The following is a 24254-nucleotide window of genomic DNA, read 5'->3' on the forward strand; positions in this document are numbered from 1 at the left end:
AGGTGTGAGTGACACCCCCATGACGACCCAGACACCCACCAGCGCCCCGCCGGTCGCCGAACCGGCCGGGAGGCTGCCGCTGTCCGCGCTGCTCGCGCTGGCCACGGCCGTGTTCATCACCAGCCTCACCGAGACGCTGCCGGCCGGACTGCTGCCGGCGATCAGCGCCGATCTGCACGTGAGCGAGTCGGCCACCGGACAGACCGTGACCGTGTACGCGGTCGGGACGGCGCTCACCGCGATCCCGCTGACCGCCGCCACCGCCGGCTGGCGGCGCAAGCGGCTGCTGCAGAGCGCCGTCGCGGGCTTCGCCGTGGCCAACACCGTGACGGCGCTGTCCTCGGACTACCCGCTCACCATGGCCGCCCGGTTCGTCGCGGGCGTGGCGGCGGGCCTCGCCTGGGCGCTGCTCGCCGGATACGCCCGGCGCCTGGCCCCGCCGCATCTGCAGGGCCGGGCCCTGGCCATCGCGATGGCCGGCATTCCCGTCGCGCTCTCCCTGGGCGTGCCCGCCGGAACGTTTCTCGGTACCGCGGTCGGCTGGCGTACCGCGTTCCTGACCATGACCGGGCTCACCGTCCTGCTGATCGGCTGGATCGCCGCCGCGGTCCCCGACTTCCCCGGGCAGCGGCGCGGTGCCCGCGTCCCGATGCTGCGCTCCCTCACGGTCCCCGGCGTCAGCCCGGTGCTCTTCGTGACGCTGGTCTACGTCCTTGCCCACACCCTCCTCTACGCCTACATCGCGACGCTCCTCGACGACCTCGGCCAGGGCGCCGCCACCGATCTGGTGCTGCTGGTGTTCGGCGCGGCCTGCCTGCTGAGCATCTGGGTCGTCGGCACGTACATCAGCCGCCGGCTGCGGGGCCTGACCGTGCTGTCCGTGCTCCTCATCGCCGCGGGCGCCGCGCTGTTCGCGGTGCCGGCCGAGCAGCCGGCCCTCGTCTACACCGCCGCCACGCTGTGGGGCCTGGGCTGGGGCGGTGTCCCCACGCTGCTGCAGACCGCCGTGGGGAACGCCGGCGGCGACCAGGCGGACGGCGCCCAGGCGATGCTCGTGACCCTGTGGAACGTGGCCATGGCCGGCGGCGGGGTGGCGGGCGGCATCCTGCTCGACACGCTCGGCGCCGTCTCCCTGCCGCGCGGCCTGCTCCTGCTGCTGGTCCCCGTGCTCGTGACGGTCGTCGCAGCCCGCACGCACGGCTTCCCGGCGGCGCGCCGCGGCGGCGCCTGAGAGCGGCGGGCGGAAGCGGGCGGGCTCGGCAGAGCGGGCCGGGCCGCCGGAGAGCCTCGCCCGCGAGGACACCGGACTCCACGGCCGGCAGCGGCCCGTGGCGTCTGGTGTCCTGCGGTCACTTCCGGGTGCGCGTCACACCCGTCCGGTCAGCGCCCGGTCCAGCCCCCGTCCACCGCCATCGCGGTGCCGGTGACGAACGAGGACCGGTCGCTGCACAGCCACACGGCAGCCTCCGCCACCTCCTTGGGTGCCGCCATCCGCCGCTGCATGGAGCGGCCGACGAAGGGCTCCTCCAACTCGGGCTGCTCCTCGAGCACGTCGTTCATCAGTTCGGTCCGGGTGCTGCCGACGATCAGCGAGTTCACCCGTACCCCGCGCTGTCCGTACTCGTCCGCCGCGGCCCGGCTCAGCCCCACCACCGCGTGTTTGGCGGCGATGTAGGGGGAGGCGGTCCCGGTGGCGATCACCCCGGCGACGCTGGCGGTGTTGACGATGGAACCGCCCCCGCCCGTCGCCAGCATGGCCGGCACCTCGTACTTGAGGCAGTTCCACACCCCCCGCAGATTGACGTCGATGATCTGGTCGAACACGGAGTCCTCGGTCTCGTGCAGGGGAGTCCCCGCGGTCGCCCAGCCCGCGTTGTTGAACGCGCCGTCCAGCTGCCCGTACGTGTCGACCGCGGTGTCCACCGCGCACCGCACGTCGTCGGGCCGGACGACGTCCCCCGCCACCGCGGTGGCCCTGCCGCCCCCGGCGGCGATCTCCTTGACGAGCACCTCCAGCATGTGGGCACGGCGTGCCAGCAGCACCACCGCGGCTCCCTCGGCGGCGAACAGCCGGGCGGCGCCCGCCCCTATGCCGCTCGACGCCCCGGTGACGATGACGACTTTTCCGTCCAGCATTCCTCGTACGCTCATTCCCCGTCCTTAGGCCGCACCGCGCGCCCATGACGCCCTGATGCGTCGTGTGCCGCGATGATGTGCGCAATTCGGATGTTGTGCGGATCCTCATGGGTGTTGCGGTACTGCACCGGTGCGTCATCGCACCGGCCTGCCGGGGCGGCGAGGGGATTCCTCAGGTCTCGCGCCCCGGAGCTCCGTGCCGGGCCCGGCGGCCCGGCCCCCGGGTCAGGCCAGGGACTGTCCCCCGTCCACGGTCACCACGGACCCGGTCACATAGGCATTGGCCATCACGAACACGGCGGCGGACGCGGCCTCCTCGGCGGTCCCGTAGCGCCCGAGCGGCAGATGGCTGCCGGCGGCGGCGACCGCGGCGTCCGCCTCGTCGGGGTGCGCCTCGGCCACCTTCAGCCGGCGGCGCAGCGGTGGGGTGTCGACCACGCCGGCGCGGATCGCGTTGACCCGGACGCGGCGGGCCGCCAGTTCGACGGCGAGTGCCCGCACAAGACCCTCGCAGGCCGCGGCCGAGGCGATCGCGGCGGCGGCGCCGGTCACCGGGCGCACGGTGTAGATACCGGACGTGAGAGTGATCGACCCGCCGGCCGGCAGGCGTTCGGCGGCGACCCGGGCGGCGGCGTAGCCGCCCCAGAACCGTACGTCGAAGGCCCCGTGCGCCCGCTCCCGGTCCGCGTCCGCGAGCGGGGCGCGGGCCGCGGCGCCCGCCGTCACCAGGACGTGGTCCAGCGGCCCGGCCCGGTCGAAGACCTCGATGAGGCGCGTCTCGTCGGTCACGTCGGCCGTCCAGGACGTCGCCACGGTCCCGTCGGGCAGGTCGGCGGCGGCCGCCTTCAGCCGTGGTGCGTCCCGGGCGACGAGGTGCAGGCGCGCCCCGCTGCCGGCGAGCAGGCGTGCGGCCGCCAGGCCGATGCCCGAACTGCCGCCGAGGACCAGGACGTTCTGCCCACAAAGAGCCGTGGGCAGAGGGGTACGGAACGGGACGGGCCTCGTAGTCACACCGACCTCCGGGACGCAGGGACGTACATGCCGGGACGAGCGATTTCGGCCATGCCCGGCAGGTCACCGGGCTTGCTGCTTGCGGCAGTTCAGGGCGTACGGCCCCTCCGTCGGCCCAAGCGCCGTGGTGGGCACGGCAGATGGGCGGACGGTGTGCGGCGGCCGCGGGGAGAAGGAGCCCCGCGGCTCACGCGGCGAGCGCCGTGGCACGCCGGACGCTCACCTTGATCTGCTCCGCCGTCCGCGTGACGGCGACGCCGGGGATCAGCAACTCCCACATCTTGACGGTCCGCTGCGGCAGGTCGGACCGGCGGTACAGCAGGTCGGAGTAGAGCTGGACGCCGGTACACGCCCCGACCAGGAACTCGGCCACGTCACGCGGGGAGACGTTCTCGCGCAGCTCGCCCTTCTCCTGCGCGACGGTCAGGCACTCCTCGAAGATCTTCTCCCATGCCGAGTACGACGAGGCGTCGCGGAACTCCAGGTTGGACTGCTCGACGGCGAGCCGGACGCCGGCGCGGAGCATCGGATCCCGCTGGAGCTGGCGCGACCAGGCGAGCGTGATGTCCACCGCCCGCTGCAGTCCCGTGGACTCCAGGAACGGGACGATGGTGTCCGGTTGGCCGTTCATGACCTCCCGGGCGATGGCTTCCTTGTTCGTGAAGTGAAAGTAGACGGCGCCGAGGGTGACCCCGGCCCGTTTCATGATCTCCCGCATGCTGGCCCCGTTGTACCCACGCTCGTCGAAGACCTCGGCGGCGGCGCGGATGATCTCGTCTCGTGTCCTGATGGCGCGATCCTGCTTGGGTTCCGGCATCGAACATCCGGCCTCTCTCGACAAACAAAAAGAACGCACGTTATGTTACTGGCCTCGGGCCTGATTGGCCAGCGTCCGAGGCACTCGACGTGGCTGAAGTCACCGTTTCTGGGGAGCCTGATGACTCACACCGCCCAGCTCAGCTCTGCCCTGCCCGCGTTAGCGCACTCGGTCGCCAAGGAGGACGTCCACAAGCGCGACGCCGACGAGGTCCTCCTGGTCTGCTGGGAGCGCACCGGTTCGGACACCTTCACCGTGGTCGCCGTATGGCCGTCCGACCACTGCTTCTACCAGACCGTGAACGGCCTCTACGACCCGCTGCTGTTCATCGAGACCGTCCGGCAGAACGTCCCGCTGATCTCGCACGTCGGCTACGAGGTCCCGTTCGGCCACCATCTCATCTGGCAGGACCTGACCTGTGAGGTCAGCCCGGCGGCCATGCAGGTCACCGACGCCCCCGCCGTCATCGAACTGCGTATCTCCTGCTCCCAGGTGACCCGGCGCGGCTCCCGCCTGGCCGCGCTGACGATGGACATCGTCGCCCTGCGCGACGGGGTCCATCTGGGCACCGCCCGCGCCCGCTTCACCAGCAACCCGCCCGCGGTCTACCGGCGGCTGCGCGGTTCCCACGCCGATCTGGAGCAGTGCGTCGCCGCGGCCCTGCCGCCCGCCGCGCCTCTCGACGCCGGACGCGTGGACCGGGCACGGGATTCGGACGTCGTGCTGTCCGACTGCGACTTCGCCGGCCGCTGGCTGCTGCGCGGGGACACCTCCCACCCGGTCCTCTTCGACCACCCCGTCGACCACGCCCCCGGCATGCTGCTGCTGGAGGCGGCCCGCCAGGCGGCGCACGCGATGCCCACGACGCCGGGCCTGGCCCCGGTGCGCTTCGACGCGAAGTTCTCCCGTTTCGTCGAGCTGGACGTCCCCTGCTGGATAGCGGCGGAGGCCACCAGCCCGGACCTGACCGGGAGGCCGAGTGTCTCGATCACCGCCCTGCAGGCGGGGGAACCCGCCTTCACCTGCTCGGTGGCCTGCCACACCTCGGCGCTGTCGCACGCCGCCTGAGCAGCGCGGTCCCGTACGAAGAGGTGGACCGACCCCGTCGGCGCGTCCACCGGTGCGGCCGGCGCGGAGGGGGTCCACCGGGGGTGCGGCGACGGGATGGGGGGCAGGGCGCCACCGGGCGTACGCGCGCCCGCCTACGCCGGGAGCACCGGGGCGGAGGAGCACCGGGGTGGGGGAGTACCGGGGTGCTCGTGCGACCCGCCGGCCGTCCGGTCCGGCGTCCGCCGTAGATCCGTCGCGTGCGACGCAAAGAAGGGCGACGCAAAGAAGTTCAACGCAAAGAAGACGTCGCTTCTTCACACCGGCACGGCCCGCGCCGAGCCCGGCAACCGGGCCGGTGTCCGGACCGTGCCCCCGGCCTCGGAGAGGCCGCCGCACCGGACCCGCACAGTTCCGCCGCGCCGCTGACCAGTGGTCCTGCAGGCCCGCCACCGGCCTGCAGGACCACGCGAGACACCCGGACCTCCGGCTCGACCGGCTGCCACGGATGGAATGAGAAACACCCACCGGAAGCCGACGCGTTCTCAGCACGACCGGCCACCACGCGGAGCGGACCCTCCGTCCTGCCCTCCGCCCCGCCGAAAGCCGTCCGCCACTGAAGGCGGCGTCTCTCCCGTGACACTTCGACCCGCGCCGAAGCCACTGACTCCTAGCGTGGAGAGAACGTTCCGGGGAGCGCGCCACCTCCACCGTGAGGCGCCACCCCCCGACGTCCTGAGAGAACCGGAGGGATGCCATGGCAGACCGTCAGCGCCTGGTCGCCGAACGGACCGACGAGAACTACTACTGGGAGCGGGTCAAGCGGAACCTCGGCTGGCTCGGCGACACCGAGGAGGAGCAGCGCGCGCGGCAGCTCAGGCTGCGCGACGTGACGATCGGTGTGGCCGGCGTGGGTGGCATCGGAGGTGCCACCGCCGAACGGCTCGTCCGCATGGGCGTGCGGAACCTGAAGGTGGCGGACCCGGACACTTTCGAAGTCTCCAACATCAACCGGCAGTTCGGCGCGACGATCGGCAACGTCGGCCGCAACAAGGCCGAGGCCGTCGCCGAACTCGTCTACGACACCACGCGCGACGTGAACATCGACGTCTTCCCCGAGGGCATCTGCGAGGCGACCGTCGACGAGTTCTTCGAGGGCTGCGACTATGTACTCGACAAGATCGAGCTGTACGAGATCGACGCCCGGTACACACTCCACCAGGCGTTCCGGCGTTCCGGACAGTGCCGGTTCATGATGCTGACGCCGGTCTTCGGGCATCGCACGTTCTTCTTCAAGTGGACGAAGGACTCGATGACCGCCGAGGACTACTTCGGCGTACCGCAGCACGAGCCGATGAACGAGAAGAACGCACGTCAGCTCATCAGCCGCTTCATACCGGAGATGCCCGACTATCCGAGCCGGGAGATGCTCGACGAGTGGTTCGTCCACCGTCGGGAATGCCCGATCTTCGCCGGTACCCCGCCGCTGGCCCAGGGCATGCTCGCCTCCCGGCTCGGCCAGGCGATCACCGGTCTGGACCGGTTGCCGGGTGCGGTACCGCTGCCCGTCACCCCGGGCTACTCCATGATCGACACCCAGAAGTGGACCATGAAGACGGTGGAGGGCGAGTGGTGGTGAGGACACTGGCGTCGCGCCCGCGCCACGCGGCCAGTCTGGCCGAGTGGACGGAGGCCGACTACGAGGCCTTGTTCGACCGCGCGGCCTGGCTGGAGGCACAGCCCCGGGACGTCGTCTCACGGATGGCGCCCGGACTGCTGGTGGGCACCGCGTTCTACCAGAACAGCACCCGCACCCGGCTCAGTTTCGAGGCCGCCGCGCATCGGATCGGCGGCTCCGCCATCGGCTTCGCCGATGTCACGACCACCCGGGCCGGGGATTTCTACCGGGAGACCCTCGACGACACCGTACGGGTGCTCGGCTGCTACGTCGACGTGCTGGTCCTGCGGCACACCGACGACGACGCGGCCCGACAAGCGCTCCAGGTCAGTCCGGTACCGGTGATCAGTGCCGGCACCGGCGAGCGGGAGCACCCCACCCAGGTGATGCTGGATCTGTGGACCATACGACGGGAACTGGGCACGCTCCGTGGCGCGGCCATCGGTTACCTCGGTGATCCGGGCTGCCGTGTCGCCCGCTCCCTGGTGTACGCGCTGCGCGCCTTCGGCGCCGAGGGGCTGGTGTTCCTCGCACCCGACGACGCGACGCTGCCGGAGGACGTGGCGGACCTCATCGACGAAAGCGGCCTGTCCCGGCGTCACGTGGAGACCAGCGAGGAACTGCTGCGGGTCTCCGACGCGGTGTGCGCGATCCCGTTCGAGCTCTCCGACTTCCACCGGGGTGCGGTGCGCGACCACGGCCGCGGCGAGGCACTCGACGAGCGGTTCGTCCTCAGTCCCCGATTACTGCGCACCGTGGGGGCGGACGTACCGGTCACCCATACGGGTCCACGCGGGCCTGAACTGCCCCCGGAAACGGACGATTTGCCGAACACGCACTACTTCGACGGAGTCCGCCGCGGCGTGACGTTGCGCACTGCCCTGCTGTCCCAACTGGCCTGAGGCCGGCACCGCGTGACCCGGGACGGCGCGGACCCGCTCCGCCTCCCGAGCCGCTGATGCGCGCGCCGCGTGCGCGCCGGTGCCGAAGGCGCCGGTTGCCACGGTACCGGCGCCCGGGGACGCGGACCTGCTGTCCGGCGCGGCACCTGGCACCGGACCGGCTGCCGCACTGACGGACCCGGGTGCTCACCCGCCTCGACGCGCGGCGCGCGCTCCGCTCCGCGACGAAATACTCAGGGTAACGATGGAAACCATGAAGAAGACTCCCTCCGGAACCGGCCGCGGATATCAGGGTCTCGCCCCTACGACGGCCGGTCGGCGGCGCACCATCGTGCTGCTCGTGATGTGCGTCGGCATGTTTCTCGTGCAACTCGACGTGACCGTGGTCAACGTGGCCCTCCCGAGCATCGGCCGCGAGTTGGGCGGCGGTCTGTCCGGACTCCAATGGGTGGTCGACGCCTACAGCGTGACGCTCGCCGCGTTCCTGCTGGCCGGCGGCGCCCTGGGGGACCGGTGGGGACACCGCCGGGTGGTCGTCGCGGGGCTCGGGCTGTTCGGGCTGGCGTCCCTGCTGTGCGCGTCGTCCCCCGCCGCCGGCGTCCTCATCGGCGCTCGCGCGCTCCAGGGTGTCGGCGCGGCGCTGCTGCTGCCCGGCACCCTCGCGGTCGTCCAACGCACCTTCCCCGGCCGCGCGGAGCAGGCCCGCGCCCTCGGCATCTGGGCCGGGGTGTCGGCCCTGGCGCTGCCGGCCGGGCCGTTGCTCGGTGGGTTCCTGGTGACGGCCACCGGCTGGCGCGCCGTCTTCTGGCTGAACGTCCCGCTGGTGGCGGTGGCGGCGCTGGCCACTCTGCGGCTCGTGCCGGGCGGTGACGGCACGCCGGAGCACCGGATGGACCTGCCGGGCGCCGCGCTCGCCGCGGCCGCCCTCGGCTCCATCGTGTACTGCGCGGTCGCGGCGGGAGGCGACACGTCGACCGTGACCGTCGCCGTGGAGGCGTTGCTCTCGGCGGTGCTGCTGGCCGGCTTCGTCTGGCGGGAGCGGGTCGCGCCGGCGCCGATGGTGCCGCCGGAACTGTTCCGCCGCCGGGCGTTCTCCGGTGCCAACGCGGTGGCTGCCGCGATGAACTTCACCGGCATCGGCGCGGTGTTCGTGGTGACGCTGTACATCCAAGGGGTCCAGCACCGCGGTGCCTTCCAGGCCGGCCTCATGATGCTGCCGCTGTTCGTTCCGCTCGCGGCCGGCGCGCCCCTCACCGGACGTCTGGTCGCTCGCTTCGGGCCGCGACCACCGATGCTCGCCGGGCTGCTGCTGGGCGTGGCGGGCTCGCTCTCCCTGCTCGCGGTGGCCCCGGACAGCGGCTACCTGCTGCTGGTTCCGGTCCTTGTCGGCCTGGGCGCCGGTATGGGCCTGCTCACCGCCGCGGTCGTGGCGGCGGCGCTGCGGGCCGGTCCGGACGACCGGCCGGGCCTGTCCTCCGGGGTCAACAACACCGCCCGGCAGGCCGCCGGGGCACTCGGCATCGCGGTGCTCGGTTCACTGGTCGGCGACCCGGCCGCGCACGGGAGCTTCCGCGCCGGACTCCACCAGGTGGGGCTGCTGTGCGCCCTGCTGTGGGCGGCGGCCGCGCTGCTGACTGTCTGGTCCGTCCCCCGGCAGGGAGCGGAGGACACCTCGGCATCCTGACCCGGCGGCGCCCGCGCCCCCCCGACACCGCGCTGACGCACGGCTTTCGAGCCCTCGCAGCGCCGGGAGCGCCGGTCCCCGGCGTCGGTCCCCGGCTTCGGTCCTCGACCCCGGTCCTCATGCGCACCGAACGGCCCGCCGCACGCGGCACGTCCGGCGGGGCGGCGTCGGGGTCCGGCCACGTCCGCGCCGCGAACCGGTGGCCGACGTTCCGGCCGGCCGGGCGGGCCCCGCCGTCGGCTGAACGGCCCCCCCGATCGGTCGCGCGGCGCCGGGCAGGAACGGCTCGGTGCGGACGGAAGGAGCACCGGCAGCACAGGCCTGCTCAAGTCGGGGCTGACAATCGTAAAATCCGGCGACTCATTGTGTGTTCCCCGCCCAGCGTGGTAGGCGCGTCCAGGCGGAGTAACGCCTGGATGTGCGAACGGTTTCCGGGCGGTTTCCGCCCTCCGTCCACGGGAGAAGACGAGGAGCCGAGGAGCCGAGCCCGTGCGTGATTTAGCCGGTGACGCCAACTTCGTAGGTCCGGCCGCCCTGATGGGCGACCCGACCAGAGCCCGAATCCTGCTGTCCCTCCTGGACCGGCAGTCGTTGGCGATGTCGGAGCTGGCGGCGGAAGCAGGGGTCGCCCAGTCCACGATGAGTGCTCACCTGTCCCGGCTCGTCGACGGGGAGCTGCTCACCGTCCGCAGCGAAGGGCGGCATCGCTACTACAGCCTCGCCTCCGCCGACGTGGCCAGTGCCCTGGAGTGCCTGGCCCGGCTGTCGCCACCCTTCCAGCCGAACTCGCTTCGCTCGTACCGCCGTTCGTCTTCGCTGAAGGCCGCCCGCAGATGCTACGACCACGTGGCGGGAGACCTGGGCGTCACCGTCATGCAGGGGCTGCTGGACCGGGGGGCGATCACCCGGACGGGCAAGGGACCCACGGCCTACCGGGTCACCTCGGCCGGCCGGGACATGCTCGGTGACATCAACGTCCGCGACACCGGCGGACCGCCGGCCGTCGTACGCCACTGCGTCGACTGGACGAGCGACAGATACCACCTCGCAGGTCGCGTCGGGGCGGACATCCTGTCCGCGTTCCTGGCCAGGGACTGGGTGACCCAGGAACGCGACAGCCGGATCCTGGCGGTCGGACACGAGGGGAAACGCGGCATCGCCCGCTGGCTCGGGACGACGCCGGAAAGGCTGGCCCGCTCATGAGCACGCCGGCACCCGGGCAGCGCGAGTCCCGCCGCACGCCCGTCGGCCGACTCCGGATTCGGATGCTCACCGTCCCACCGCTACGCGGACGCAGCCCCCGGATGTTCCGGTAGCCGCTCCTCTCGACCGCGCCGGGCGGCGGGCGGCGGAGCGCAGGCCGAGCCGGCGCCTCCTGCCGGCTACATCGTGATGGCCGATCCGGAGGGAAGCGAGTTCTGCCGGGACTGACCGACGGGGAACCTCACCCCGGTGAGGTCTTCGGAGACGGCCCACAGCCGCTGCTGGACGGCTACCTCGTACGACTGAGGGCTGGAGGTGACCAGCCGGGGGTGGCCCTTGACCTCGTTGCGCCCGCCGGGACCGTAGTACTGGCCGCCGAGCGCGGCGGGGTCGGTGGCGGCGCGCAGGGTCGGCAGCGCGCCCATCGCCGGCGTCTGGGTGATCAGCGGCGCGAGCCAGGTGACGGGCAGGCGGAGCGCGGCGGGGGTGTTGCGGGCGAGTTCGGTGTTGGACATGCCGGGGTGCGCGGCCACCGCGACGGTGCTGCCGTGCGCGGCGAGCCGGCGCTGCAGCTCGTACGTGAACATGAGGTTCGCCAGCTTGGACTGACCGTAGGCGGCGACCCGGCTGTACGACCGCTCCCACTGCAGGTCGTCGAAGTGGATCGCGGCCCGGATGCGGTGGCCGGTGCTGCTGACCGTCACCACGCGGGAGCCGGGCACCGGCAGCATCAGGTCCAGCAGCAGCCCGGTGAGCGCGAAGTGGCCGAGGTGGTTGGTGCCGAACTGCATCTCGAAGCCGTCGGCGGTGGTCTGCTTCGGGGTGTACATCACGCCGGCGTTGTTGATCAGCAGGTCGATCCGGCCGAGCCGGGACCGCAGCGCCGCCGCGGCGGTCCGGACGGAGTCGAGCGAGGTCAGGTCAAGCTCCTGTACGGTCACGTCGCCGGTCATGCGGGCCGCGGCCCGCACGCCCTTCTCGACGTTGCGCACGGCGAGCACCACGGACGCTCCGTGCTCGGCGAGCGCCTTGGCGGTCTCGTACCCCAGTCCGGTGTTGGCGCCGGTCACCACGGCCACCCGCCCGCGCTGGTCCGGAATGTTCGCTGTCGTCCACTTCTCGCCCATGTCAGGCTCCCAGCCGTCTAACGTACCGAAGGTATCTTGTGTCGTCGACGTTAAAGTACCTTCGGTATGTTGTCAACGTACCGAAGGTACTTAATCTAGACTGGCGATCGTGACTTTCCAGCGGGCGCGAACCGAAGAGCAGCGGGAGATCCGCCGACGGGCGATCCTCGACATGGCGTCGGCGATGCTCGACGAGATGCCCGTGGCCGCGGTCACCCTGAACGAGCTCAGCCGCCGGGTAGGCCTGGCGAAGCCCAACGTGCTGCGCTACTTCGAGTCGCGCGAGGCGGTGCTGCTGGAACTGCTGGACCGCTTCCTGCGGGAGTGGCTGACGGAACTGGCTGGCGAGTTGGCCGCCGGCATCGACGAGAATCTCCCCATGGCCGAGCGAGCGGCAGCGGCGGCCGACATCCTCAGCCGCTCGCTCTCCGGCCGAATGGTGCTGTGCGAGCTCTTCGGCGCACAGGGCAGCGTCCTGGAACACAACGTCTCCGTCGAGGTCGTAGCACGCTACAAGCGCGCCTCCCTGGACCGCCTGGCAACCATGACCGCCCTGATCCGGAAGTACCTGCCGGAGCTGGGGGAGAACGCGACCCTGTTCAGCCTGCAGACCATGGTCATGGCCGGCGCGCTGTCGGCGTACAGCACGCCCCCACCCAGCCTGCAGGCGGCCTACGAGGCCGAGCCCGACCTGGCCCGCTTCCACCTGGCTCTGAAGGACTCCTTGAAGCAGGCCCTGACCGCAACCCTCCTGGGCGTGCTACCCCGCCGCTGACCGGCGCTGCACCGAACAGGCCGAAACCTCTGTACCTCTCGCGCTCCGACCGGTGGAGAGGCCGGGGTGCCCAAACTCGGGCCACCGGCTCCGACCCCGGCACCCGGCGCATCCGCGGCATCGCCGCCCAGACCCTCCGGCCGGCCTTCCAACTCGCCCAGGCCAATCGCCGCAGGACCGACCGCTGGTGCGCACTGCCGGGGCTGGTACCTGCCCGTCACCTTCGGCCGCGTCGCGGACGAGCGGAGAGCCCCCGACGTCAGAGGTCATCCTTGCCCAAGAGGGAAACAGCTCTGCTGTAGGCGTCGACGGCTTCCTGGTGCCTGCCTGCGCATGCCAGCGCGCGAGCAAGGTTGTACAACACCCTGCCCTCCTCGGGGTGATCGCCGACCTCCCGCTGGATGTCGGCCGCCTCCGTGTGGGCGGCGACGGCCTGTTCGAAGCTGTTCAACCCCTGGAACGCTGCACCGAGGTTGTTCAGCGCCTCGCCCGCTTGGGCGCGGCTCCCGTGCTCTTTGAGCAGGGGAATGCAGGTCCGGTAGGTGTCGACGGCCTCGCTGAACCGACCCGACTCCAGGAGTGCGACTCCAAGGTCGAAAAGTGCCTGGCCCTCGTCATGGGGGGTGCCGACGTCCTGGGAAAGGGCCAACTCCCGCCGATGGACGGCGATTGCGTCCTCGGGCCTGCCGAGCCGGGTCAGGGCTCGGCCGAGATTGCCGAGGGCCTGGCACTCGCCGTACCGGTCACCGATTTCCTGGCAGATCTTCAGGTCTGCCCGGTGGGTCGCGGCTGCCTGCTCGTACAGCCCGAGATCGGAGAACACCGCTCCCGCGTGGCCAAGGGCCATGGCTTCGCCCTGGCGATCACCGGCCTCCTGGAGTGCTGTGCCGGCACGCAGGAGAGTCTCGACCGCCTCCTCGATCCTGCCGACCTGAGCGAGTGCCGCTCCCAGGGAAGCGAGTACCCGGCCAACCGGTGCGCCCGCTTCCTGAAGGCGGGCGAGGGCTCGGCTGTGGGCGTCGATGGCTTCCTCGAACCGGCCCATCTGCGCAAACACGTCCCCGATTTCGTGCAGCGACCCGCCTTCGCGTCGGCGGTCACCGAGTGCTCTGGACAGGGCCAGGCACTGCTCGCACGCCGCGATGGCTTCCTCGAACCGGCGGGCCCCGGCCAGCGCTCCCCCAAGGTTGCCGAGCAACGTGACTCGCGTGCGCTCCACGGCCGACAGCGCACTGGCGACAGCGTCGGGACTCATGGCGTCGGCTTCGTGCCGGGGCATGCGGCCACCACCGCCGGCTCGCCCGTCAATGAACTGCAGGATCCGTGTCACGAGCTCGAGCGCGGAGCGTGTCACGGTGATCCAGTCATCGAAGTACCGGCGTTGGCCGAGGAAGCGGGCGAGGCTGAGGGCGAGATCGATGCGCAGGTGAGGATCGACGGCGATATCGGCCTTGGTGGCCATCGCAACGAGATTGAGGTGTTCGGCATCCAGCCAGGCGAGTGCCTGGACGGAGTTGGCGAACCGCGGCACACCGCGGCCGTCAGGATCCAGATGAGAGTCAGCGGCCCCCGCGGTGACCTGGTAGTAGGTGCAGAGCCGGGTCAGCGCCGCGCCCCGGTCGTCGTCCTCGGCGAGCCCGAGTTCCTGAGCGTAGAGCCGGACCAGGTCGTGCAGACGCCAACGGCCCCACACGCTGCCGGGTTCGATCAAATGGGCGCGCGCGAGGTCCTGCAGGAGTTCCTCGACCGCGAAGTGATCGCCCCTTGCCAGATGGGTGGCCGCCGCAGAGGAGATGTCGGGCCCGGTATTGAGGGGCAGCAGCCGGAGGAGACGAGCGTGGTCGTCGTCGAGGGCCTGATAGGACAGGTCGAAAGCGGCGCGCACCGCGCGGTCCTCGTACCGCAAACGCTGCAGGCGAGTGTGGGCTGCTTCCAGCGCCTGGCCGAGAGAGGACAGGGGCCGGGCAGGACTGTCCGCGAGCAGGGCGACAGCGATCCGCAGGGCCAGCGGCAGCCCGCCGCACAACCGGGCGATGGCGGCGGCGTCCTCAGGCGTGTCCTGCACCCGGTTCTCACCGCGACCGCGTGCATGTCGCAGGGCCTGGTCCAGTAGTTCGATCGAGGCGCGCTCGTCCAGGACTCCCAGGTCGTGGAGGCGTGCGTCGAGGTCGAGGGTATGACGGGAAGTGATCAAGCACGCGGTGGCGCCGTCGGTGGGCAGCAGCGGACGGGCCTGCTCGGCCGCAGACACGTTGTCGATGACCACCAGCACCCGGCTTCCCTCCTCGGCGAGGGCGGCCAGTGCGCTACGGAAGAGACGGGACTGGTCCTGCAAGGCCACGGGGATGTGCTCGCTCGGGACACCCAAGGCCCGTAACAACCCGTCGAGGGCGCGCTCCGCCGGGAGCCGGCGTTCGGGATCGTATCCGAACATGTCGACGAACAGGACTCCGCCGGGGAACCACCCATCGGCCTTCAACGCTCGTATGGCGGTCTGCACGACGAGCTCCGTCTTGCCGATTCCCGCCAGCCCGGCCACCACCGTGACAAGTACCCGCTGCTGCGGAGAAGCGGGTGCCAGTTCCCCGAGCAGTTCGGTGACCTCCGTCTCGCGGCCGGTGAAGGTGGGCGAGGCAGGGGGCAGGCCGGACAGCGCGGGAACGATCTCCCGAGGCAGTCGGACGTTGACGACCTGCCCCTGGATCACCTCGTGGAAGAAGACGCCGCCACTGATCTCGTTGTGCACCGCTGAGCCCGCCTCGCCATGTCCGGAGGCATCGTCCACGCCGGTCAGCTCCGAGTCCCTGGCCCGTGGGGTTCGGCAGCGGGTCGGGGCGTCGGAGCCGAGGTGAAGGTGTGACCGGAGAAATCCCTGCCCTGTTGGACGGGGCCGTGGAACGTGCCACCGCTGATCTCGTTGTGCACGTCGCCGTCTGCGGTGCGCACGAGCTTCGCCTCCTCGTGCCATGCCTGCAGGTCGGTCCGGAACTCCGGCTCCAGCGCTGCCCGCACCGCGAGCGCGAGGCTCAGTGCCTGGGCCCGTGCCGTTTCCCCGGGCGCCCGCATCAGCGCCACCAACTCCGCTTCACCGGAACTGACCGCGCCGGCTTGTTCCCTGTCCCGGCGGCGCAACGGCCGGTGCACGAGCGCACTGAGCCCCGCCCATGCCTGCCTGCCGATCTCTCCACCGGCGCCACCCGCCAACGCCGCCAGCAACTCCACCGATACCGGATCCACCGCGCACCCCCGAATTTGCTACCAGCTATCACGCTACGGCCAACTACGTCCACAACAAAGGGTGTTCGGGCACTGCACCCTCAAGTTCCGGCCACGTCTTCGGCGGTGCCTGCTGCGCGTTGGTCCGCGGTCTCCATCAACTTCCTTCCTGTCGTTGAGTCCGCGCCCCCAATACCGGAATCCCAGCCAGCGGCTTCTGTTCGACTCCCGGATCGGTCGAACGCGTCCTCGGAAGCCCAGCTCCGGTCTCGCTGCCGGGCCGGTGACACCCCCGTCGGTGGACAGCCGGCCCTCCGTCTGGCCCAACGGCCACACCTACCTCGGCGCCGGAATCGATGACACAGCCACCGCCCTCACTCACCTGGGTGCCCGCGAGTATGACCCATCCACCGGCCGTTTCATCTCCGCCGACCCGGTCATCGACATGGGCGACCCTCTCCAGGTGAACGGCTACGCCTACAGTCACGACAACCCCGTGACCCACAGCGACCCGACCGGTCTCTACGACCCGGACCGCATGGCGTACGAGCGGGAGCAGAAGCGGCTTATGAACGACAACCCGGGCCTGCACAAGCCGCGTGCCAAGCCACCGGTCGTGGTCAACTCCGACCTGCACAACATCCTGGCCGCCATCTACATCCGCGATCAGGGCACCACGGCAACGGGTAACGGAAAGGTCGCCACGGAGGACTTTCTTCTCGGCGACCTCGGCCCGACCGCATACGCCCACGCGGGTCCTGCCTTCCGTACTCTGATGACCGAGTGCATGACGGCGGAGGGAATCGAGGTCCCCGAGAGCTGGCGGGCGTGATTTCCGCTGAGCCGCTTTTGGGTGACGCCGTACTGGAGAGGCAGTGCTTGGCCCGCGCTCGCCAGTGCTGGCCGGTCTGCCGATGCCGCAGACAGCCGACGGCCGCCTGGTCCTGGCGGTCGGCGTCAGCAACTCGCTCCGCCCCGACGCGCCGACCAGCGCGGACCGTCTGTTCTGCCACGTCTACGGCAACGCCTCGTACATCGTGTCGTGCCGGTGCTCGGCCACCAGCGTGAAGTCCAGCGGCGAAGTCACCGGACCGTCCGCGCACAGCAACGCGTCGACGAACTCGAACAGTTCGTCCCCGCCCGCGGTCAGGCGGTCGAATGAGATGCCGTCTCGTTTGGTTCGGTAGGTTGTCGGTCGTGGTCTCGATCGTTGAGCGGCTGGTGCCCGATGAGTTGTGGGAGCTGTTCCAGTGGGTGGTCCCGGAGGTGCCGTCCCGGCCTCGGGGCGGCGGTCGGCGTCGGCACGGTGACCGGGAGGTGCTGGCTGCGATCGTGTTCGTGGCCACGTTGGGCTGCACGTGGTAGCGGTTGTCGTCCGCGTCGTCGGGTCCGTCGGGAGCGACGGACCATCGGCGCTTTGCCGAGGACTTCCTGCGCGAGCGGACGGCCCTGGAGAACCCGCCGGGTGCCCACGCCCCCGCTACCGAATCGGGGGGCCGCCCGCACGGCAAAGCCACCCCAGAGGGTGCGAACGTACTGGTCAGCAGTCCTCTTCTGCGTGAGCGGATGGTGCGGCACGAGCCGTCACGAGCTGCACCGCGCATCACAGCGCACATACTCTGACCAGGCAAAACCGGATCGATCATGATCGCGGATCATCATTCGTCATGATCTTGCAGGCCCTTTTTATCCATTGACTGTGAGTTCGAGTCCCACAGGGCCTACGGGAGGTAGGCGGGGGTATGGCCCTCGACTTGCTCAACAGTGCCCGGGCGGCTTCGGTCGGCTCGGGCGCTGTTTCGTTCGGTCTCCCTGCGCTTCCCAGTCCGGCCGGGGTAGGTGTTTGCCTACCTCAAAAGTAGGTTTCGGCCCATGGTGCTTGCCGGCCCCCTCGCAGCAGCATGATCTCCAGGACACAACGCGTGGCCTGGATCACGAGACGGGGGGCGGATATGTGGCCGTTTCCGGTGGACGGGGCGGCGCCCTGGCCGGCGGGCGTGCTCGTGGTGTTGACCGCGGTCTGCGCTGTGCTGGCATTCAGGGCGGAGCAGACGCGGGACCGGCCGTGGCGTGCCGCGCGACCGGCTGGGCGGATCGGGTGGCCGGTCGTGGCGGGGCTGGTGGGTACGGCGGCGTACGGCAGTGTGCCTGCTCTGCTGTTCGCCCTGCACAACTCCGCCGGAGGGGCCGGCTACGTCGTCACTGTGCCGGAGCTGCAACCCGACGGGCTGCTGCCGGCGGCGTTGCTGATGGCTGGCCTGCTGGCCACCGCGCTGCTCGCCTCGGCGAGCGTGCCCAGACGGTGGGTAATGTCCGTGGTCGGGGCGGTGACCGGGGAACTGCTGGAATGGACGTACTGGCTCACGCATTCTTCTGCCGGCTATGGGCAGACACTGCTGAATGTTCTGGTGGGCTGTGTGAGCGTCCCGGTGCTCGCCGCCTTCGCCGGTGCGGCTTTGAGCCGGCTGGCGAGCGGCATGCCCGCGCGTCTGGCCGCAGCCGACGCGTCGGGGTCCGCGCGCTGGGCCCTGCTGTTGCCCGCCGTCGTGGTGATGACCGGTGACCTGCTCGGCCTCGATCTGTGGCAGTCCGCGTCGCCGGGCACCGGGATCGGGCCGGCAGTGGTGGGTTACCTGGTGGGACTGGCGCTGTTGGCGGCCGCCGTGGTCGGGCTGGTGCGGTGGCCCAGGGCTGCGGCGAACCTGGCGGCCCTGGGGCTAGTGGGGATCGGGGTGTACGACGTCGCCCAGAGCGGGTTCGGGCAATCCCTGGTGGTGGTGAAGAAGTTCGGCTCGCCGCGCGGGCCGGCGCCGTTGCTCCCCGTTGAGACGGCTCACCATGCGTCGGTCCTCGGCGGGATTCAGGGGGCGCTGGTGCTGGCCCTCGGGCTCTGGTTGCTGCCGCTGACCGTGTTGCCGGATGCCCGGCGGCTGTGGGGGCGGGAGCCGGATCCGGCGCTGGCCCGGCGGGTGCGGGAGCTGACCGAGACGCGGGCGGAGGCGGTCGGCTCAGCGGCCGCGGAACTGCGCAGGATCGAGCGGGACCTGCACGACGGCGCACAGGGGCGGCTGGTCACCATCGGGATGAACCTCAGGGTCGCCGAGGAGCTGATCCACAGTGATCCGTACGAGGCCGCCGCGCTCGTCGTGGAGGCCCGCGTCGCCTCAGCGGCGGCACTGGAGGAACTGCGCGGCCTGATCAGGGGGATGCACCCGCCGATGCTGGCCGACCGGGGCCTGGGGGAGGCGGTTCGGGCGCTCGCGCTGGACCTGCCCCTGCCGTGTGAGACTGAGATCGACCTGCCCGAACGGCTCGCCGCCCCGCTGGAGTCGGCCTGCTACTTCGCCGTCGCCGAGGTGGTCACCAACGCCGTCCGGCACGCCTCGGCGCACGGCCTCCAGATCCACATGGCCCGGACGGACGGGCTGCTGCGCGTCGAGGTGGTCGACGACGGGGTGGGCGGCGCGGATCCCGCCCGGGGCACCGGGCTGGCCGGGGTGGAGCGGCGGCTGGCGGCCTTCGACGGCATCCTGGCGGTCAGCAGCCCGCCCGGGGGGCCGACGACCGTGGTCATGGAGGTGCCGTGCGCGTAGTCGTCGCGGAGGATCTCTTCCTGTTGCGCGAAGGGCTCGTCAGGCTCCTCAAAGCACGTGGATTCGAGATCGTGGCGGCCACCGACAGCGCGCCGGGCCTGCTCGGTGCGCTGCTGGAGTTCCGGCCGGACCTCGCGATCGTGGACATCAGGCTGCCGCCCACCCACACCGACGACGGGCTCCGTGCGGCGCTGACCGCCCGGGAACGGATGCCCGGACTGCCGATCCTGCTCCTCTCGCAGTACGTCGAGCAGATCTACGCCCAGGAACTGCTCGCTGACCAGGCCGGAGGAGTCGGCTATCTGCTCAAGGACCGGGTGTTCAGCGACGACCAGTTCGTCGACGTGATCCGTACGGTCGCCGCGGGCGGCACGGTCATGGACCCCGAAGTGGTCACCAAGCTGCTCGGCCGCCGCGGCCACGCCGAACGCGAACCCCTCGCCAGACTCACCGAGCGGGAACGCCAGGTGCTGGAGCTCATGGCCGAGGGACGCTCCAACAGCGCCATCGCGAACCGGCTCTTCATCAGCGAGAAGGCGGTGTCCAAGCACAGCACCAGCATCTTCACCAAGCTGGAGCTCGCCCCCTCCGACGACGACAACCGTCGCGTGCTGGCCGTGCTGGCCTACCTCATGTCCGCGCCGCATGACGGCCGCACTCCACCGAGCCACTGAGCTGATCAATACCGAGATGTTGCCGGGCCGGCGGCCCAAGCGCCGGGCGTAGCCCGGTGCTGCCCAGAAACCCGGTGCTGCCGCAACCCCAGGGAGGGTCCGTGACAATCACGCCGTTCATGAACCAAGGAATGACGCGCCGTCGCCTGCTCGGAGCCGCGCTGGCGGTCGGGGCCGCCGTGCCGATGGGAGTCGCACGCCCGGCTTGGGCGGCTTCGACCGCCGCGGGCCCGGTGCGGCTCACCCTGCCCGTGCCCACCGGGCCGTACCCGGTGGGCACGGTGCCCATGCATCTCGTCGACGCTTCCCGTCCGGATCCAGTGGCCGGCCCCGGGCAGCACCGCGAGCTGATGGCCAGCGTCTGGTACCCCGCACGCAAGGCCGAGGACCTGCCGCGCGCCCCCTGGATGACCCAGGGCGCGTTGCGGGCGTTCCTAGCAGACGCCGGCTTCCCCCTCGACCCCGCCCTCGGCCCGCTCACCGCCGGGCACGTGGGCGCGCCCGTGCACCGTACGGGCCACCGCCTGCCCGTCATCGTGTACTCGCACGGCTCGGGCAGCCACCGCGGCGACCACACCATCATGGTCCAGGAACTCGCCAGCCACGGCTACGCCGTGGTCACCGTCGACCACACCCACGACACGTTCACCGAGTTCCCCGACGGCCGGGTGGTCACCCCGGACGATTTCCCGATGTACCCGAGGGACTTCGCCGCGGACCTCCGGTTCCTGCTCGACTGCGTGGAGGAGCTCGCCGCCGGGCACAACCCCGACGTCGACGGCAAGCCACTGCCCCAGGGCCTGCTCGGCGCCCTCGACCCGCGGTGCATCGGCGCATTCGGCTGGTCAAAGGGCGGCACCGCCACCGCCCTCACCATGCTCGCCGACCAGCGCGTCCGCGCCGGGCTCAGCATCGACGGCCCGATGCAGCCGACCATCACCGCCGACCTGGACCGGCCGTTCATGATGATGACCGCCGTGTTCACCCGGGCCGCCATGCCGGACGTCGAGGAGTTCTGGACGCATCTTCGCGGCTGGCGGCTCGACATCCAGGCCGACGGGGCCATCCACAACTCATACGGCGACAACGCGACGCTGATCCCGCAAGCGGGCAAGATCCTGGGGATGACCGACCAGCAGATCCAGGACTGGATCGGCACCCTCGACCCGGCCCGGGCCGTACGGATCCAGCAGGCGTACCCGCTCGCCTTCTTCGACCTGTACCTGCGGCACCGGGGGCAGGGACACCTGCTCGACGGCCCGTGCGCGGCCTTCCCGGAGGTGAAGTTCCTCCAATGAGGCGACGGCCGCGTCACTCCCGGTCGGCTCGCCACCATGGCAACCAACATCTCCTGCTGTCACGGACTCCGCGTCGGCATTCGTGCGCGGTCGGATCCTGCTTTGGGACTGATATGTGTGTACTGGTCAAACCCACGGTCTGCGTGAGCGATGCGTGAGCGGATGGTGCGTCACGAGCCGTCACGAGCCGCACCCCGCATCACAGTGCACATCCTCTGACCAGGTAAAACCGGATCGATCGTGATCATGGATCATCGCTCATCACGATCTTGCAGGCTCTCGTAATGCGTAGGTCTCGGGTTCGAACTCTGATGCTCTGCTCGGCCAGTCAGGACTGGTTCATGACCATGTGAGGTTTGCTGCGTTCCATGTACGAGTGGTGGCATCGTCGTTGAGGAGCGTGTCTGCGAACTCGGTGACCTGCCGGACGACGTCAACGAAGCGTTCGGGGTAGAGCCCGTTGCGGCGGGACCCTGTCGGCGGCGCCAGGCGGCGTAGGAGGTCTGGCGACGTTCGCCGAGGTCGGTGATGGTGGTGCTGAGGGGTTTCAGGGTGATGCCGCGGTGTGAGGCGGTGGCGGTCAGCGCGGTGGTGAGTTCCTGGCCGTCGAGGTCGTTGAGGGTGAGCAGACGGTAGAGGTCGCCGTAGTCGCGGTGGCGGGTGTTGAGGCCGCCAAGTGAGACGGCGGTGGAGAGTTTCTCGGCGATGACGGTGGCCATTGGGCAGCCGAAGATCTGGAAGTCCTCCTCCGTGAGTTGCTGTAGGTAGTCGATGAGCCGGGGGCCGGGCGTGACGGGGTCGCTGAAGCCTGGGCGGCCGTCGTCGCAGGTGATCTGGCGCAGCGCATCCGGTGGCGCACCCTGGGGCCCGGCCGAGGGGCCGGACGGCTGCTGTGGATGTGCGAGCGGATGGCCACCGCCCCGCTCGCATCCGACCTCGTTCCCCGCATGTGGCGCGCGGCCCGCGCCCGCGGCGTCGACGCCCCCGACTGGAGCGGCACGACCCCGCCGGGCGACTGCGCCCTGACCCCGGAGCGCTACTGCGCGCTGCTCGCGGAGCGCGCCACCGGAGTTCGCCTCGATCTTCAGGGTGACGCGGTCCGGGTGAAGGCTTCGCCCGGGGCGGTGATCCGGCTGTGGAACGGTGCGACCACCACGCTGCACATCGTCGACGGCGAGGAGACCGCCCTGCTCCTGCCGCCGGACGATCCGTCCGACTCGTCGGCGGGGCGCAGCGGGGCGGTGGCCTTCACACGCGGGGACCGGGTGGGGACGGGGTGGCTCGGGGTGTACGCGGCGATCCGCACCTGAGCCGGCCGTCAGATGGATTCCGACGGCGGTCACCGCCCGGCAAGGGGTGTGAGAGCGGCGCACGGTAGCACAGGTCGCGTGAGCCGGGGAGCGGGTTACACGCGCCGGCCGGGGTGCGGCAGACTGGTGCGGAAGCCTGGCTGTCCGGCCGGGGCGAGAGCGTGTATCAGCTGACGCCGCGTGTGCCAGCCGCAGCAAGGAAGCCGCCAGATCCGTGAGTGACGAGTTCGACGCCCCAGGGTCCTCAGCCCCGGAGCCTGTCGACGAGGGCGCGTTCGGTATCGACGCGTTCTCCGTCGACGACCGGCTGCGGCTGTTCCACTTCGCCGCCGCCGAGAAGCGGCACGAGTATCTGTGGCTGCTGCGGGCCTTCGACCGCGGACGCGCCAACTACCAGGTGCTGCTGCACGCTTCGGACGCGGTGGGGCTGCTGGAGCGGCTCGCCGCCGACCATCCGGCCGCGGGCGCCGTGGGCGGGGCGGCCGGTGTGCAGCCGTTGCTCGACGCACTCGCGGAGTGGCGGGTCCTGGACCGGTCCTACGACGGGACACGCGCCGCGAATCTCGCCGAGTACCGCAACCGGCACTACGTGTACCAGTTCACGCAGGCCGGGTACCGGGCGTACCGGGCGGTGGAGGACGTGCTCGGGGCGAGTCTGGAGGACGCCCAGCTCTCCCGCCTCGTCTTCCCCGACATCCTCGGCGACCTGCGCGCCCTGGCCGAGGCCAACGCCGCGGGCGACGGCGAGGAGGTGTACCGCAAGCTCGGCCGTCTCGACTCCGTGCTGAACGAGATGGCGCAGCGCGCCGCCCGTTTCTACCTCATGCTGGGCGACCTGGCGCGCACCAACGACACCCGGCCCGAGGTCTTCCTGGCCCACAAGGACACCCTCCTCGCGCACATGCGGGAGTTCACCGCCGAACTCGGGCGCTACGCACCGCTGCTCGCCGAGGCGGTCGAGAAGGCGGCGGCCACCGGTGTGGAGCGGATGGTCGAGTACGCGGCCGAGGCGGACGACCGGCTCTTCCGCAGCCCCGCCGAGCGGCTGGCGGACTGGCGGCACCGGTGGGAGGGTATCGTCCACTGGTTCGCGGAGCGCGAGCACAGCGAGACCGAGCGGCTGCAGGACGCCACCGTCACCGCGATCCGCTCCGTCCTCGCCCTGCTGCGCCGGGTCACCGAGGCGCGCCGTGGTGGGGTGAGCCGGGAGAGCCAACTGCGTCATCTCGCCCAGTGGTTCACCTCCTGCGAGAGCGACGAGGACGCGCACGCCCTGTTCCAGGCGGTCTTCGGGCTCGGCGCACCCCGCCACATCGCCGTCCCGTACGCCGACCCCGAGCAGATCCCGTCCCGTGCGTCCTGGTGGGAGGCCGAACCGGTCGAACTCGCCCGCACCCTGGTCCAGTCCGGCCGCACCCCCGCCCTGCACGGCCCCGGCCGCATCGAACGCGACGACGACCGGCGGGCCCTGCTCCGTGCCGAGCAGCTCAGGGAGCAGGCCGAGCGCCGGGGTGCCGCGCACTCCCTCGCCTCGGACGGGGTGTACGGCCGGACCCTCGACGAGCCCGAGACACGGGCCCTGCTGGCCCTGCTGGACGTGGCCCTCGCCGCCCGCGTCCCCGCCAGCCGCCGGGTCACCGCTGCCTCCGGCTCCGCCCACGGGGCGCGGCTCACCCTCACCCCCGCCGAGGGTTCCACGACCGTGGACACCGTGCGCGGGCGTCTCCACCTCGACGGGCTGCGCCTGGAGGTCACCGCATGAGCGAGGTCGCCGTATGAGCCG

20 protein-coding genes and 2 pseudogenes are annotated in these 24254 nt (G+C 71.1%); 15 read left to right on the forward strand and 7 right to left on the reverse strand.

From position 1 onward, the window contains the following. The first annotated feature begins 19 nt into the window (after positions 1-19). Positions 20-1231, forward strand: a complete 1212-nt coding sequence (locus tag LQ326_RS34590; protein ID WP_234543027.1) for an MFS transporter — start codon at positions 20-22, stop codon at positions 1229-1231. A 149-nt stretch (positions 1232-1380) separates the two neighbouring features. Here LQ326_RS34590 and LQ326_RS34595 read toward each other — a convergent pair whose 3' ends face one another. The 3 genes from LQ326_RS34595 to LQ326_RS34605 form a co-directional block, all read right to left on the reverse strand. Then, positions 1381-2151, reverse strand: a complete 771-nt coding sequence (locus LQ326_RS34595; protein ID WP_234543028.1) for an SDR family NAD(P)-dependent oxidoreductase — start codon at positions 2149-2151, stop codon at positions 1381-1383. Positions 2152-2361: 210 nt separating this feature from the next. After that, positions 2362-3147, reverse strand: coding sequence for an SDR family oxidoreductase (locus LQ326_RS34600; protein ID WP_234543029.1), 786 nt, complete (start codon positions 3145-3147; stop codon positions 2362-2364). A 187-nt stretch (positions 3148-3334) separates the two neighbouring features. After that, on the reverse strand, positions 3335-3964 hold the full coding sequence (locus tag LQ326_RS34605) for a ScbR family autoregulator-binding transcription factor (protein WP_234543030.1): 630 nt from the start codon (positions 3962-3964) through the stop codon (positions 3335-3337). Positions 3965-4084: 120 nt separating this feature from the next. Between LQ326_RS34605 and LQ326_RS34610 the strand changes: the two genes are divergently transcribed. From LQ326_RS34610 to LQ326_RS34630, 5 genes are all read left to right on the forward strand, one after another. Continuing rightward, positions 4085-5032: a ScbA/BarX family gamma-butyrolactone biosynthesis protein gene (locus tag LQ326_RS34610; RefSeq protein ID WP_234543031.1), complete on the forward strand. Its 948-nt coding sequence runs from the start codon at positions 4085-4087 to the stop codon at positions 5030-5032. Between the two features lie 736 nt (positions 5033-5768). Next, positions 5769-6650 (forward strand): ThiF family adenylyltransferase, encoded by an 882-nt coding sequence (locus tag LQ326_RS34615; RefSeq protein ID WP_234543032.1) that lies wholly within the window; start codon positions 5769-5771, stop codon positions 6648-6650. Beyond that, positions 6644-7591 carry an aspartate carbamoyltransferase gene (locus LQ326_RS34620; protein ID WP_234543033.1) on the forward strand — a complete coding sequence of 316 codons (948 nt, stop codon included), beginning with the start codon at positions 6644-6646 and terminating at the stop codon, positions 7589-7591. The genes LQ326_RS34615 and LQ326_RS34620 overlap by 7 nt, the downstream gene beginning before the upstream one ends. A gap of 253 nt (positions 7592-7844) precedes the next feature. Further along, the gene (locus tag LQ326_RS34625) at positions 7845-9275 is read left to right on the forward strand and encodes an MFS transporter (protein ID WP_234543034.1); all 1431 of its coding nucleotides are present in this window, start codon (positions 7845-7847) and stop codon (positions 9273-9275) included. A 489-nt stretch (positions 9276-9764) separates the two neighbouring features. Further along, a complete protein-coding gene (locus LQ326_RS34630) occupies positions 9765-10478 on the forward strand; it encodes an ArsR/SmtB family transcription factor (RefSeq protein WP_234543035.1) in 714 nt (237 codons plus the stop codon). Between the two features lie 179 nt (positions 10479-10657). Here LQ326_RS34630 and LQ326_RS34635 read toward each other — a convergent pair whose 3' ends face one another. Next, on the reverse strand, positions 10658-11605 hold the full coding sequence (locus tag LQ326_RS34635; RefSeq protein ID WP_234543036.1) for an SDR family NAD(P)-dependent oxidoreductase: 948 nt from the start codon (positions 11603-11605) through the stop codon (positions 10658-10660). A 109-nt stretch (positions 11606-11714) separates the two neighbouring features. Here LQ326_RS34635 and LQ326_RS34640 point away from each other — a divergent pair, with 109 nt between their 5' ends. Next, entirely contained in the window at positions 11715-12380 is a 666-nt protein-coding gene (locus LQ326_RS34640) for a TetR/AcrR family transcriptional regulator (protein ID WP_234543037.1), read from the forward strand. A 259-nt stretch (positions 12381-12639) separates the two neighbouring features. Here LQ326_RS34640 and LQ326_RS34645 read toward each other — a convergent pair whose 3' ends face one another. Continuing rightward, entirely contained in the window at positions 12640-15165 is a 2526-nt protein-coding gene (locus tag LQ326_RS34645; protein ID WP_234543038.1) for an ATP-binding protein, read from the reverse strand. Positions 15166-15170: 5 nt separating this feature from the next. Next, positions 15171-15617, reverse strand: coding sequence for a hypothetical protein (locus LQ326_RS34650; RefSeq protein ID WP_234543039.1), 447 nt, complete (start codon positions 15615-15617; stop codon positions 15171-15173). A gap of 286 nt (positions 15618-15903) precedes the next feature. On the opposite strand from LQ326_RS34650, the pseudogene LQ326_RS48865 reads away from it, so the two are divergent. The 6 genes and pseudogenes from LQ326_RS48865 to LQ326_RS34680 all read left to right on the forward strand — a co-directional run. After that, positions 15904-16119, forward strand: a pseudogene (locus LQ326_RS48865) (RHS repeat-associated core domain-containing protein); the annotation flags it as partial. A gap of 391 nt (positions 16120-16510) precedes the next feature. Further along, complete coding sequence (locus tag LQ326_RS48050; protein ID WP_268207947.1) at positions 16511-16783, forward strand: hypothetical protein; 273 nt, start codon at positions 16511-16513, stop codon at positions 16781-16783. Continuing rightward, positions 16755-17021 (forward strand): annotated as a pseudogene (locus tag LQ326_RS34665) (transposase); the annotation flags it as partial. The gene LQ326_RS48050 and the pseudogene LQ326_RS34665, both read left to right, overlap by 29 nt. A gap of 683 nt (positions 17022-17704) precedes the next feature. Continuing rightward, positions 17705-19189 carry a sensor histidine kinase gene (locus LQ326_RS34670; protein ID WP_234543041.1) on the forward strand — a complete coding sequence of 495 codons (1485 nt, stop codon included), beginning with the start codon at positions 17705-17707 and terminating at the stop codon, positions 19187-19189. After that, positions 19180-19863, forward strand: a complete 684-nt coding sequence (locus LQ326_RS34675) for a LuxR C-terminal-related transcriptional regulator (protein ID WP_234543042.1) — start codon at positions 19180-19182, stop codon at positions 19861-19863. The genes LQ326_RS34670 and LQ326_RS34675 overlap by 10 nt, the downstream gene beginning before the upstream one ends. A 131-nt stretch (positions 19864-19994) precedes the next feature. Further along, positions 19995-21161: an alpha/beta hydrolase family protein gene (locus LQ326_RS34680; RefSeq protein WP_234543043.1), complete on the forward strand. Its 1167-nt coding sequence runs from the start codon at positions 19995-19997 to the stop codon at positions 21159-21161. A gap of 251 nt (positions 21162-21412) precedes the next feature. Here the strand turns inward: LQ326_RS34680 and LQ326_RS34685 are convergent, their stop codons facing one another. Next, a complete protein-coding gene (locus LQ326_RS34685) occupies positions 21413-22003 on the reverse strand; it encodes a nucleotidyl transferase AbiEii/AbiGii toxin family protein (RefSeq protein ID WP_234543063.1) in 591 nt (196 codons plus the stop codon). Positions 22004-22069: 66 nt separating this feature from the next. On the opposite strand from LQ326_RS34685, the gene LQ326_RS34690 reads away from it, so the two are divergent. Then, on the forward strand, positions 22070-22471 hold the full coding sequence (locus tag LQ326_RS34690) for a hypothetical protein (protein WP_234543064.1): 402 nt from the start codon (positions 22070-22072) through the stop codon (positions 22469-22471). A 214-nt stretch (positions 22472-22685) separates the two neighbouring features. Then, on the forward strand, positions 22686-24233 hold the full coding sequence (locus tag LQ326_RS34695; RefSeq protein ID WP_234543044.1) for a TIGR02677 family protein: 1548 nt from the start codon (positions 22686-22688) through the stop codon (positions 24231-24233). The last annotated feature ends 21 nt before the right edge of the window (positions 24234-24254 follow it).

Origin of the sequence: Streptomyces shenzhenensis (assembly GCF_021462265.1) — a bacterium.
GTDB classification, from domain to species: domain Bacteria; phylum Actinomycetota; class Actinomycetes; order Streptomycetales; family Streptomycetaceae; genus Streptomyces; species Streptomyces shenzhenensis.